This is a genomic window from Micromonospora cremea (assembly GCF_900143515.1).
Taxonomy (GTDB): domain Bacteria; phylum Actinomycetota; class Actinomycetes; order Mycobacteriales; family Micromonosporaceae; genus Micromonospora; species Micromonospora cremea.
Genome location: NZ_FSQT01000001.1, coordinates 2,142,981 through 2,154,977, shown reverse-complemented (window position 1 = coordinate 2,154,977; position 11,997 = coordinate 2,142,981). Strand labels below are relative to the sequence as shown.

General features: G+C 73.5%; 8 protein-coding genes and 1 pseudogene. 4 read left to right on the top strand and 5 right to left on the bottom strand.

The features are described 5' to 3' along the window. Nucleotides 1–74: 74 nt before the first annotated feature. Together BUS84_RS09935 and BUS84_RS09930 are read right to left on the bottom strand one after the other, a co-directional pair. Entirely contained in the window at nucleotides 75–1,676 is a 1,602-nt protein-coding gene (locus BUS84_RS09935) for a coiled-coil domain-containing protein (protein WP_074310738.1), read from the bottom strand. Between the two features lie 226 nt (nucleotides 1,677–1,902). Next, nucleotides 1,903–3,513, bottom strand: coding sequence for an FAD-dependent oxidoreductase (locus BUS84_RS09930; RefSeq protein ID WP_074310736.1), 1,611 nt, complete (start codon nucleotides 3,511–3,513; stop codon nucleotides 1,903–1,905). A gap of 38 nt (nucleotides 3,514–3,551) precedes the next feature. Between BUS84_RS09930 and BUS84_RS09925 the strand changes: the two genes are divergently transcribed. Further along, nucleotides 3,552–4,145, top strand: coding sequence for a helix-turn-helix domain-containing protein (locus tag BUS84_RS09925; RefSeq protein WP_074310734.1), 594 nt, complete (start codon nucleotides 3,552–3,554; stop codon nucleotides 4,143–4,145). A gap of 117 nt (nucleotides 4,146–4,262) precedes the next feature. Next, the gene (locus BUS84_RS09920; RefSeq protein WP_074312428.1) at nucleotides 4,263–4,868 is read left to right on the top strand and encodes a D-alanyl-D-alanine carboxypeptidase family protein; all 606 of its coding nucleotides are present in this window, start codon (nucleotides 4,263–4,265) and stop codon (nucleotides 4,866–4,868) included. A gap of 119 nt (nucleotides 4,869–4,987) precedes the next feature. On the opposite strand, the gene BUS84_RS09915 is transcribed toward BUS84_RS09920, so the two are convergent. Further along, nucleotides 4,988–6,100, bottom strand: a complete 1,113-nt coding sequence (locus BUS84_RS09915) for an RNA-guided endonuclease InsQ/TnpB family protein (RefSeq protein ID WP_074310732.1) — start codon at nucleotides 6,098–6,100, stop codon at nucleotides 4,988–4,990. A gap of 101 nt (nucleotides 6,101–6,201) precedes the next feature. Between BUS84_RS09915 and BUS84_RS39740 the strand changes: the two genes are divergently transcribed. Further along, nucleotides 6,202–8,172, top strand: a complete 1,971-nt coding sequence (locus BUS84_RS39740; RefSeq protein ID WP_084757309.1) for a sensor histidine kinase — start codon at nucleotides 6,202–6,204, stop codon at nucleotides 8,170–8,172. Nucleotides 8,173–8,208: 36 nt separating this feature from the next. Here the strand turns inward: BUS84_RS39740 and BUS84_RS09905 are convergent. Both BUS84_RS09905 and BUS84_RS09900 read right to left on the bottom strand, forming a co-directional pair. Beyond that, nucleotides 8,209–9,912: pseudogene (locus tag BUS84_RS09905) on the bottom strand (sulfatase-like hydrolase/transferase); the annotation flags it as partial. A gap of 44 nt (nucleotides 9,913–9,956) precedes the next feature. Further along, nucleotides 9,957–10,919 (bottom strand): CDP-alcohol phosphatidyltransferase family protein, encoded by a 963-nt coding sequence (locus tag BUS84_RS09900; RefSeq protein ID WP_074310728.1) that lies wholly within the window; start codon nucleotides 10,917–10,919, stop codon nucleotides 9,957–9,959. 93 nt (nucleotides 10,920–11,012) lie between these two features. Between BUS84_RS09900 and BUS84_RS09895 the strand changes: the two genes are divergently transcribed. Further along, nucleotides 11,013–11,996: a zinc-dependent alcohol dehydrogenase gene (locus BUS84_RS09895; protein WP_074310726.1), complete on the top strand. Its 984-nt coding sequence runs from the start codon at nucleotides 11,013–11,015 to the stop codon at nucleotides 11,994–11,996. The last annotated feature ends 1 nt before the right edge of the window (nucleotide 11,997 follow it).

The following is an 11,997-nucleotide window of genomic DNA, read 5'->3' as shown; positions in this document are numbered from 1 at the left end:
GCCTGTCAGCTTCGACGAACCATCGGCCCCGTTCCGAGCAGAACCGCCAACTCCGGGTCGGGCCCGCCTCGAGCTCAGGTCCGGGCGGCGCCGTTCTCGCTGACCGGCTGCCCGAAGGGCAGGAACGGCACGGGCGTCGGTTCGCCGGTGCCGCCGGGTCGCGGGAAGGTCGGGTCGGCGTCGCCGGTGGGTCGCTCCGCAGCGGCCGTACGGTCGGCAGCCGCTGCCGGCTCGTCGGTGGGGGTGCCGGGCTGGTCATTGCCGGGCTGATCGATGCCGGACGGGTCGTTGCCGGGCCGCTCGACGCCCGGCCGCTCGCCGTGCCGCTCGGCGCTCGGCCGCTCCACACTCGCCCGCTCGACGCCGGGCCGCTCCATGCTGGGCCGCTCGGAGCTGGAGCGGGTGCCCACCATCGGGTACTCGGCGGTCTCCGTGCCACCCGCGGCGGCGGCCATCACGGCGGCGGCGGCCAGGTCGGCCACCCGCTTCGCCTCCCGCTGCACCCGCGCGCGGACGTCCTTGGCGTGCCGCTCGGCGGAGTCTCCGGCCCGCCGGGCCTCGTCCAGCCGAGCGCTCTCCGCGGTGAGGTCCCGACGGACCTCGCCCAGCCGCTGCTGCACCCGGGACAGCTCGTTCTCCAGGGTCTCGCCCTCCGCGCGCACCTCGGCGAGCTGCTGCTGGGCGGTCTCCAGCTCGGCGTGCAATTGGGCCGACTCCTGCCGGCGCTCCTCGATCTCCTGCTGCAGGGCGGTGAGCTGCTCCTGGTGGGTGGCGGCCTGCTCGTCGGCCCGGTTGCGCAGGTCGGTCACGTGCTGCTGCGCCTCGGCCAGCAGCGCGGCGATCTGCTGCTCGGTCGCGGTGCGCTGCTCGGCCAGCTCCCGCTCCGCGGCCGCCTGCTGCTCGGCGATCTCTTGCTCGGCGGCGCTCCGCCGGTCGTTGACGTCGCGTTCGACCCCGGCCTGCCACTGGGCCAGCTCCTGCTGGCTCTTGGCCCGGGCCGCCTGGAGCTCCTGCTGGATCTGGCTACGGGCCGACTTCATCAGCGCGTCGGCGGCGACCCGGGTCTGGTTGAGCTGCTGCGCGCTCTGTTCGGTGATCCGCTTCGCCTCGTTCTGCGCGCGCTCGTGCGCGGCCTCACCGTCGGCGCGTAGCTGCTCGGCGTGCTCCCGGATCGCGGTCAGCTCGGCCTCGGCCACGGTGCGCCGCTCCTCGTGCGCCTGCTCCTGCTCGGCGCGCCGGGCCGCCAGCTCCTCCGCCAGGTCCTGGCGCGCCTGCGCGGCCCGCTCGCGGCTGTCGGCGAGGATCCGCTCGGCCTCGGCGCGCAGCTCGTTGGCCAGGTCGGTGGCGGAATCGCTGATCATGGCGGCCTGCTTCTCCGCGAGGGCCAGGATCTCGCCGACCATCGGGCCCAGATCCTGGAACGAGGCGCGGTCCACCTGCACCGGCTGCTCGCGCAGCTCGGCCAGTTCGGCGCGCAGCCGCTGCACCTCGGCGGTCAGCTCACGGACCCGGACGGCGGAGCGCCCGTGCTCCCCACTCAGCATCGCAATCTGACCGTCGAGCTGCTCCAGGTGCCGGTCGACCTGGCGTTTGTCGTAGCCGCGCAGCGTGAGCTCGAAGCTCGGCCGCGAGGCCGCGTCGTCGCGTACTGCGAGCGGCTCAGCGCCGATGGACATGCACCATCCTCCGTACGATCGGGGCGCCAGGGCCGGCGGTCTACCGCCCCGCGGGCCGTGAGTGTGGCGCAACGCTACCGCCGAGGCGGCGCCATGCGAAGGCCCGCCCCACCACCGTCCCCGGAACCTGACCTTCCCTGCTCGATCATGGAGTCGTGGTGCCCGGAAGAGCCTGATCCGCCGCTCTTGTCACCCACCACGACTCCATGATCGACGCTGGACGGGGTCAGCGACGGCGGGCGACCAGGACCGCGTCGTGCAGGGTGATCTCACGGCCGTCGGGGTCGGTGCCGGTGCGCGGGCGGGCCTCGGCGGTGAGCACTTCCCAATGGGCCGGGTCGAGCGAGGCCGCCACCTCCTCGGCCGTGTACATCATGTCCGGTAGGTGCATCCGGTGCGCCGACGTCCACAGGTCCGACGGGTGGTGTCCCACGATCAGCAGGGTGCCGCCCGGCGCCACCGCGGCGGCCAGCCGGGCGAACAGCTCCTGCCGCTGCGCCGGTGGCAGGTGCATGAACTGCGCGGACACCAGGTCGTACGCCTCCTCGGCGGGCGGCTTCTCGCGCAGGTCGGCGTGCGTGAACTCGACGCGGTCGCCGACGCCGGCGGTCTCGGCGTGCCCGGCGGCCCTGCCCAGCGCGGTGGTGGAGATGTCCACCGCCGTCACCCGCCAGCCCCGTTCGGCCAGCCACACCGCGTCGGCGCCCTCGCCGCTGCCCACGTCCAGCGCCCGTCCCGGGGCCAGCTCGGCGGCCTCGGTGACGAGCTGCGGGTTCGGTCGGCCGCTCCACACCGCCGGCCGGGACCGGTAGCGCTCCTCCCACGCCGGCTGCTCGAAGGCCGTGGCCCGCAACTGCCGGTACGCGGCCACCGCGTCACGGGTGTCCTCGGCGATCAGGTCGGCGTTGATCGCCGCCCCGGCGGTGAGGCCGGCCGCCGCGGCCGCGATCACCTGGCCGCGGACGTCGGCAACGTTGCCGGCCACCCACACGCCCGGGACGGTCGTCGCCCCGGTGGCGTCGGCCGGGATCTGAGCGCCGATCACGTACCCGCCCATCGTCACCTCCTCCGGAGCCAGACCCAGCCCCACCAGCATTCCGGCGCGGGGGGCGGTCCGAGTAGCGACCACCACCGCGTCGAGCGCCACCACCCGGCCCGAGGCGAGCCGGACGCCGGTCAGCGCATCCCCGGTGACCTCCAGTCCGGCCACCGGGCCGGGCACCACGGCGATGCCCCGGGCGGCGAGCCGCTCGGCCGTCTCCTCATCCGGCGCGGGGGCGTCGTGCAGCAGGAGCAGCACGTCCAAGCTCCACTGCCGCCACATCTCGGCCTGGTGCACGGCCAGCGGACCGGTGGCCAGCACCCCGATCCGCCGGTCCTGGACCTCCCAGCCGTGGCAGTACGGGCAGTGCAGCACGTCGCGGCCCCACCGCTGCGCCACCCCGGGCACGTCGGGCAGTTCGTCGGTGAGGCCGGTGGCCACCAACAGCCGACGGGCCCGCACCGCGCCTCCGTCGTCGAGGCTGAGGTGGAACCCGTCGTCGTCCCGGGTCGCCGCCTCCACCCGCCCGGCCAGGAACTGGCCGCCGTACCCGGCGACCTCGGTGCGCCCGGCGGCGACCAGCTCGGCCGGCGGCGTCCCCTCCCGCGCCAGGTAGTTGTGCACATGGTCGGCGGGTGCGTTACGCGGCTCGCCGGAGTCGATCACCAGCACCGACCGTCGGGCCCGGCTCAGCGCCAGGGCCCCGCTGAGCCCCGCCGCGCCACCGCCCACCACCACCACGTCATATGTCTCGTCCACCGGAGTCTCTCCTTGGTTGTCGGCTGAGCCCACCATCCGTCGCCGCCGGCCAGGTGGCAACTATCCTTGCCGTTATGGCAAACGACGACAGCACGGCGTTGGCCGCCGTCGGCCCACGGCTGCGCGCCCTGCGCCACCAGCGCGGGACCACGCTGGCCCAGCTCGCCGACCTGACCGGCATCTCGGTGAGCACCCTGTCCCGCCTGGAGTCCGGTAGCCGCCGGCCCACCCTGGAGCTGCTGCTCCCGCTGGCCCGGGCCTACCAGGTGCCGCTCGACGAACTGGTAGACGCCCCGGCCACCGGCGACCCACGGGTACGCCCCAAGCCGATCGTCCAGCACGGCGTGACGTTCCTGCCGCTGACCCGCCGACCGGGTGGTGTGCAGGCGTTCAAGCAGATCCTCCCGCCGAACACGCCCACCGGGGAGCACACCCAGCAGACCCACGAGGGGTACGAGTGGATCTACGTCCTCTCCGGCCAGCTGCGCCTGCTGCTCGGCGAGCACGACCTGACGCTGACCGCGGGCGAGGTGGCCGAGTTCGACACCCGCACTCCGCACCGGGTGTTCAACCCCGGCCCCGGCACCACCGAGGTCCTCAACCTCTTCGGGCCGCAGGGGGAGCGGCTGCACGTCCGCGCCCGCCCCGCCGCGTCCGACAACCGATAGTCGCGGACCCTGACGATCTTCGTTCGCCAGGTCGGCACCGGTACTCACCGCCGTACCGGCCGGCGGTGAGTACTGGGACTCATGCTCTCCACCGTCGATATCGAAATCGTGGTGGGCATGTCTGTGAACGCCACCGGCCGGGCCGGCGCTATTCTGACCGATCGCACCAGGGACCAGGTGTACCGCCTCGTCACCAGACTGCTGGCCGTTCTGCTGACGCCGGTGGCCGGCCTGGTCACGCCGGGGCGTGCCCGGCATACGGCCTGCCAGTGGGCGCTGGCGTTGCGATTCCCGGCGGAGAACCTAGCCGGCCTGGCGCCACCGGCCCGGGCGGCCTTCGAGGCCGCGCGCACCTTGGCGTTGTGGCGGTACGGGGAGCTGATCGGGCTGACCTGCGGCTACCGGGACGCGGCCACCCAGGCGGCTCTGTACGCCGAGGAGGTCAAGCGCAGCGGGTCGGTGGAGGCCGCCCGGCGATGGACGCTTCCGCCACACGAGTCCCGCCACGTGGCGGGCGTCGCCTTCGACATCCGTCCCACGGAAGGCGCGCACTGGCTGGAGCGGTACGGCGCGCGGTACGGCCTGTACCGCAGGTATGACAACGAGTGGTGGCATTTCGAGTACTGTCCCGACGGGCAGCCCGACCGCCTGCCGCATCCGGGCGCCACCGCGAGCCTCGCCTGCGGCCGGGGGGACGGCGTGGTTCGGACGGATCGGTCTTGACATCCTCCACCGCCCTGAAGGGCGGGGATTCCCTCGGTCACCCGAGGGGGTTCCTGTTTCACCGGGCCGCGCCTTCACCGCTTTCGCGGGTCGGGTCTTACCGTCCCTCCACAGGCGTTTCACCTCTCCGCCAGCCCGGCGGCGAGGATGTTGCGGGCGGCGTTGACGTCCCGGTCGTGCACGGCATCACAGCCGGGACACGTCCAGACGCGAACGCCGAGCGTCATCGCGGTGTTGATCCGCCCGCACGCCGAGCAGGTCTTCGTGCTCGGATGCCAGCGGTCGACGGCGATAACCTGCCGCCCGTACCAGGCGGCCTTGTACTCGACCATGCTGCGCAGGTGCGTCCACGCCGCATCGGAAATGGCGCGGGCCAGCGAGTGGTTGCGCAGCATGTTGCGCACGCTGAGGTCTTCGATCACGACCGTTTGGTTCTCGCGGACCAGTCGAGTCGACAGCTTGTGCAGGTGATCCCGCCGCCGGTCGGCGATGCGGGCGTGAATGCGGGCCACCGCGAGTCGCGCTTTGGCCCGGTTCTTGGTGTCCTTGCCCTTGCGGGACAGGTCGCGTTGCGCCTTGGCCAACTTGCGCCGGTCAGCGCGCTCGTGCCGCGGGTTGGTGATCTTCTCCCCGGTGGACAAGGTGAGCAGGCTCGTGATGCCCACGTCCACCCCGACCGCCGTGAACAGCGGCGGCAGTGCCTTGACGGTGGGGTCATCGACCAGCAGGGACACGAACCACCGACCGGCCGCGTCACGGGACACCGTGACCGTCGACGGTTCGGCCCCTTCGGGCAGGGGCCGCGACCACACGATGCCCAGCGGGGCGTCCATCTTGGCCAGGGTGAGTTGCCCGTGACGCCAGCGGAACGCCGAGCGGGTGTATTCCGCCGACGCCCGGGACTTGCGCTTGGCCTTGAAACGCGGGTAGCGCGACCGCTTGCCCCAAAACGCGGCGAACCCGGCTTGCAGGTGCCGCAGCGTCTGCTGCAACGGCACCGAGCTGACCTCGTTAAGGAACGCCAGCTCCTCGGTGCGCTTCCACTCGGTCAGCCAGGCAGACGACTGCACATAGGTGCTGCGCTGCCGGTCAACGGCCCACGCACGGGTGCGCGCCTCCAAGGCGAGGTTGTAAACCTTGCGCACGCACCCGAAGGTGCGGTTCAACTGTTCAACCTGCTCAGGGGTTGGATAGAAGCGGTACTTGTACGCCCGCTTCACCACCTCACCCACGCCTCATATTCTATCCACTCATCACGCAAGACGAGCATCGAGGGGAGGGAGCGGCGTTACCTCCCGGCCCTAAACGGCCGGGTTTCCACGCCGCGATCCTGGTGACGGAAAAGCCGCTGTGGTGGCGGGAGGCTCTGGCCGGCCTGGGCGGTTGCCTGTTGCTCACGGTGGCGACTTCGCCCGGCTACGCGGGCGGGCCAGGGCCGTTCATCGCCACGCCCCGCCGGCCGGAGTACCACGGTGAGGGGTGGCTGTTCGCCCTGATCCCCATTGTCGTGACCGTGGTGGGCCTGTGCCTGCTGCGCTGGTGGCCGTACCTGCTGTCCGTGGCCGGCCTGCTCGCTGCGCCGTCCGTGTGGGGGCAGTTGACGAGCGGCTCGTACCCGCTGGTCTTCAGCCTCGCGCAGTCCGCCGCGTATCCACTCGCCGTGGTGGGCGTGCTCGCCTGCGCCCAGAGTCTGCTGAGCAACGCTTCGCCCGGTGCGGGCGCGGCCCTGGTGGGGCTGGCTACCGGGTCTCGCCTGTTCGGCTCGGCGATGGTCGGGCCCGGCTGGCTGTACATGGACCCGAACCGGCCCGCCTGGCACGCGGCCATGATCGCGGGTGGCCTCGCCGCGATCGTCCCCGCGGTCCGAGGGTTCCGCCGCGGCGACCCCGCCGCGGCCGGCCCGCCGGGCGCCAGCCCGTCGTCGTGGCGGCGGTGGCGTCTGGTCATCGCCGGCGGGCTGGCGGTATGCCTGGTGCTTCCGCTGTCCCTGTTGACCACCGAGCGGCTCGCGGTGCTGCTGGACGTCACCCGGTCGGCGGTGTACCGGCATGAGATGGCGGCCATAGCCATGACCGGTGCGGTGACGCTGGTGCTGGCGGTCGGCTTGGCCGCCGTGGCGGGACTGTGGTCTCTGGGCGCGGCGCTCGCGGTCGCAACCGTTCAGGTGGCGGTGGCAGCGCCGCTGATTTTGGCGTTCACCGCGCTCGCCGCGGCGGGTCCGGTGCGCTGGCTGGGTGCGCTCGTCGGTGCGGCGGTCGGCGCGGTGGCGGCCAGCAGCCGGTGGCGGATCGCGGCCGCCGGCACCCTGGCGGCGGGCGCGGCGACGGCGGTGTTCATCGCGTACGCGGCGACCACCGGTCATCCCGAGAAACTGGCCGAACAGCAGCGCGTCGTTCCGGCGCTACTGCTGCTCGTCCTCGTCACCGCTGCGGGGACCGCGGTCGCCGGTGCGGCCGCGCCGGTGCTCGCGCCCCGCGGCGCGGTCCCGGCCGTTCTCGGTCCCCTCGTCGGTGTGCTCGCGGCCGGCGGGCTCCAGGCGGTCGAGGTGACGTACCTGCGTGATGGCCTACCGGAGTCGTCGTTCCTCAACCCGGTATTCCACATCACCACCTCGGCCGTGTTGCTTCTCGCGGCCGGCGCGGCGATCAGCGGGCTGGGTGTCGCGCACCATATCGCCGAGCGCTGGGCGGAACGGAAACGGGCCGAGCTGATTCGGCAGGAGGCCGCGGCCGCGGAACGGGACCGGCTGGCCCGGCCTATCCACGATGGCGTGCTCCAGGTGCTGGCGCTGGTGCAGCGGCAGGGCTCCCAGTTGGGCGCAACCGGCTCGCAGTTGGCCAAGTTGGCCGGCGAGCAGGAGGTCGCGCTGCGTAACCTGCTCACTGGCGGTGCCGCGCCGGCGCGTCCCGACGGTGACATGGACCTGCGGGCGACGCTCACCGCCCTGGCGTCACCCGTGGTCGAGGTCTCCACGCCCGCAGAGCCGGTCGTGGTGCCGTCGGGCCCCGCCGCCGAGCTCACCGCGGCGGTGCAGGCCGCCCTCGACAACGTCCGCCGGCATGCTGGTCCGGGCGCGCGGGCGTGGGTGCTGCTGGAGGACGAAGAAGGCGGGGTGCGGGTGACCGTCCGTGACGACGGTGTCGGGTTCGAGCCGCAGCGGCTGGCCGACGCGGCGCGCGCCGGCCGGCTCGGTGTGGCTCAGTCGATGCGGGGCCGGATCTCCGACCTCGGCGGCACGACGACCATCCACAGCGACCTGCAGGAGGGCACCGAGGTGGAGTTCTGGGTGCCGCTGGGGCGGTGACGTCCAAGCTCCCTGCACCTCTCCTGTTCGAGCAGCTCAACGGGGCGCGGCGATCGGCGGTGTCGACGGTCCGAAGGTGGTCAGGAACCGGTCCCGGAAGGTGTCCATCGGCCACACCGGAGCCTGCGGGCCGGGCCGCAGGCCGTCCTGCCAACCCCAGCCCGCCACCCGGTCCAGCACGGCCGGGTCGCGGGCGACGATGGTGATCGGCACGTCCCGGCTGGCGCCCTCGCCGGTGACCACTGGGGCGGGCTGGTGGTCGCCGAGGAAGACCAGCACGAGGTCGTCGTCCCCGTAGGTCTGCACGTAGGAGATCAGCGTCTCCAGCGAGTACGCGATGGCCTGCCGGTACCCGCCGCGGATCTGGCCGGTGTTCCGGTCGTCGGCGTCGCCGCTGTCCTCGCCGACCGCGGAGCCGTGGTAGATGGAGCCGTCGCCCACCTCGTCCCACCCGATCATCCGGGGCACCGCAGTCCAGGGGGAGTGGCTGGAGATCAGCGGGATCTCGGCCATCACCGGGCGGTCGGCGCCGGTGCGTACCTGCCGCTGGAAGAACGACATTGTGTACTGGTCGGGCATCGGGGCGTAGCTGAACTTCGGTCCGCGGTAGCCGAGGGCCTCCGCGTCGAAGTAGCGGTCGTAGTCGAAGAATCCCTGCTCCGGCCACGGTTGGGTGGCCGCCGGCAGCACCCCGACGGTCTGCCAGCCGGCCCGGCGGAACGCGCCGTTGAGGGTGAGCCGGTCGCTGGCCAGCAGGGTGCGGTGCCGTTGCTCGTTGTCCGTCCACAGGCCGGACAGCAGCGTGTCGTGCGCCAACCAGCTGCCGCCGCCGAAGGTGGGGGAGGTGAGGAAGCCGCTGCGCGCCTGGTAGCCGGCTGCGCGCAGCCGCTCGGTGCCGGCGTCCAGCACCGCGTTGACCTGCGGCGCCAGCTCCGGGTCCTCCACCGCGTCGCGGCCGTAGCTCTCCACGAACGCGAGGATGACGTCCTTGCCGCGCAGCCCGGTCAGCAGTTGGTCGCCCGGGGTGTCGTCGAACGGGTCGGCGTTGATCTGGGCATTGAACCTCTCGCGGTCGTGCAGCCGCGCGTCCACCTGGGTCGCGTGCGCGCCGACCAGCGCGGTGGTCCCGGTGTCGGCCACCGGCACGCCCGGTGCGACCCGCACGCCGACGACGGCGCAGGCCACCCACGCGACGGTCAGCGCGGCGACCGCCCGGGTCGCCGCCCGTTCGTGCCGGACCAGCAGTGACGCCAGCCGCCGCAGCGCCAGCGTGAGCACCAGCAGCAGCGCGCCGACCAGCAGCAGGATGCCGACCGCTGCGCCGACCGCGCCGGCCTGACCGGCCGAGTCGCGGACGAAACCGAACGCGTCGTCCAGCAGCAGCCAGTCCAGCACCAGGTCGAACGGCCGGTCGAGAGCCGTCCGGAAGCCCAGGTCGGCGAGCTTCACGATGGCGAACAGGCCGAGCAGCGGCCCGACCACGGCCACCACCACCCGCCGGGGTCGCGCCGGCAGGGCCAGCAGCAGCGCGGCGACGAGCAGCCCCTCCAGCGGGATGCGCAGGAAGGCGGCCGGCGTGAGCAGGCCGAGCCGGTCCGGGCCGACCAGCACGGCGAACACCAGGAGCACGGCCAACGCGTTGCCCACCCCGCCCGCCACCCGCCGCGCCGGGCCGCGCCCGGCCGCGGCCGACACCCCGGGAGTACGCGCCGACGCCTCGTCCGCAACCGGACGGCGCGCATCGGACCGGCCGAGCAGTCGGCGTACCTGGGCGGGAAGGGTCATCACAGCCTCCAGTCGGAGTGGACCGTACCGCCCGAGCCGGCCGCCATCGCGGGCGCTGGAGCGGGCACCGGCAGCAGGGGCGGCAGTGCCACCGTCGACCGGACGACCACCGGCAGCAGGGGCGGCAGAGCCACCGGCCCGGCCACCGGGGCGGGCACCGGCGGCGCGGTTCGCGCCGGCACGGCAGACGGTACCGACGCGGTCCGCGCTGGCATGACAGGCGGCGCCGTCGGCGCTGTCGTGGCAGCCGGCACCGGGTGGGCCTGCCGGAGCGTCGGCCGGCGCCGCCACAACCACGCCACGTCCCGGCCGAACGACTCGACCAGCAGAGCCAACGCCACCACCAGCACCAGCGTGGTCCACGGCTCGGGCAGCACCTCCGCCGCGGCCACCGCCAGCAGCACCCCCTGCGCGGCGGCCACCACCTTGCGCCAGTAGCGCGGCGGCAGCGACCCGCCCAGCCAGGGCAGCACCGCGCTCGCCGCGACGAACGCGTACCGCATCAGGCCGATAACCAGCACCCATCCGCCGGCGGCCGGCGCGACGTGCACGCTCAGCACCAGGATCAGGAACGCGTCGACCTCCATGTCGAAGCGGGCGCCGAGCGCGCTCACCGTGCCGGTGCGCCGCGCCACCTGCCCGTCCACCGCGTCCAGCAGCAACGCCACCGCGCTCACGGCGACCAGCAACCCCACCGGCGCGGGCCGGCCGAACGAGTCCGCCACCAGCGCGGTGACCGCGCCGACCAAGACGGCCCGGGTCAGCGTCACGCGGTCGGCCGGGCCGAGGCGGAACGCACCGGCCCGGTGCAGGCCCCGGCTCAACGCGAGGCAGGTGACCACTGCATAGCCGGTCCCGACCAGCCAGCCCGCGCCGCCCAGCCCCACCGTGACGGCCAGCGCCGCCAACACGACCAGTTGCGCGCTCAGCCCGATCATCGGACCACTTCGAATCGTGGGCACCGTACCTCCGTGTTTATGATCGACGACCCCGATAGGGAACACGGAAAACGAGGCCGTTCGGTTCGGCCCGGAGCAAAGGTGAGGTGCGCGACGGTGATCCGCGAGGCGTACGCCTGCTGGGTGCGCGAGCCCGGCGCGGCGGAGATCCGGCCGGTGTCGTTGCCCGTACCGGGCCCTGACGAGGTGCTGGTCCGGGCGCGCTACTCCGGGGTCAGCCGGGGCACCGAGACGCTGGTCTTCGCCGGCCGGGTGCCAGCCGACCAGCACGCCGCGATGCGCGCGCCCTTTCAGGAGGGCGACTTCCCGGGCCCGGTGAAGTACGGCTACCTCAGCGTCGGCGTGGTCGAGCAGGGCCCACCGGAGCTGCTCGGGCGCACGGTCTTCTGCCTGCACCCCCACCAGAGCGCGTACGTCGTGCCGGCCACCGCCGTGGTGCCGGTGCCGGACGACGTGCCGCCCGCCCGCGCGGTGCTCGCCGGCACGGTGGAGACCGCCGTGAACGCGCTCTGGGACGCCGCGCCGCTGGTCGGCGACCGGGTCAGCGTGGTCGGCGCGGGCATGGTGGGCTGCTGCGTCGCCGCGCTGCTCGCCCGGTTCCCCGGCGTGCAGGTCGAACTGGTCGACACCGACGCCCGCCGGGCGGGGGTGGCGGGCGCGCTCGGCGTCGGGTTCGCCCAACCGGCCGACGCGGCCGGGGACCGGGACCTGGTCGTGCACGCCAGCGCCACCGCCGACGGCCTGCAACGCTCGCTGGACCTGCTCGCGCCCGAGGGCACGGTGATCGAGCTGAGCTGGTACGGCGACCGCCCGGTGCAGGTGTCGCTCGGTGGGGCGTTCCACTCCGGACGGCTGACCGTGCGCAGCAGCCAGGTCGGCATGGTGGCGCCCGCACGGCGGGGGCGGCGCAGCTACACCGACCGGCTGGCGCTCGCCCTGGACCTGCTCGACGATCCGGCCTTCGACGCGTTGATCACCGGCGCGTCCCGGTTCGCGGAGCTGCCCGACGTCCTCGCTCGACTGAGCGCGGGTGACCTTGCCGCGCTCTGCCACCTCATCACCTACGACGACGGGGAGTGAC

What these genes read in the sequence shown, in the direction of transcription:
- BUS84_RS09935 (WP_074310738.1), bottom strand. Translation starts at nt 1,676, where the DNA reads ATGTCCATCGGCGCTGAGCCGCTCGCAGTACGCGACGACGCGGCCTCG.
- BUS84_RS09930 (WP_074310736.1), bottom strand. Translation starts at nt 3,513, where the DNA reads ATGGTGGGCTCAGCCGACAACCAAGGAGAGACTCCGGTGGACGAGACA.
- BUS84_RS09925 (WP_074310734.1), top strand. Translation starts at nt 3,552, where the DNA reads ATGGCAAACGACGACAGCACGGCGTTGGCCGCCGTCGGCCCACGGCTG.
- BUS84_RS09920 (WP_074312428.1), top strand. Translation starts at nt 4,263, where the DNA reads ATGTCTGTGAACGCCACCGGCCGGGCCGGCGCTATTCTGACCGATCGC.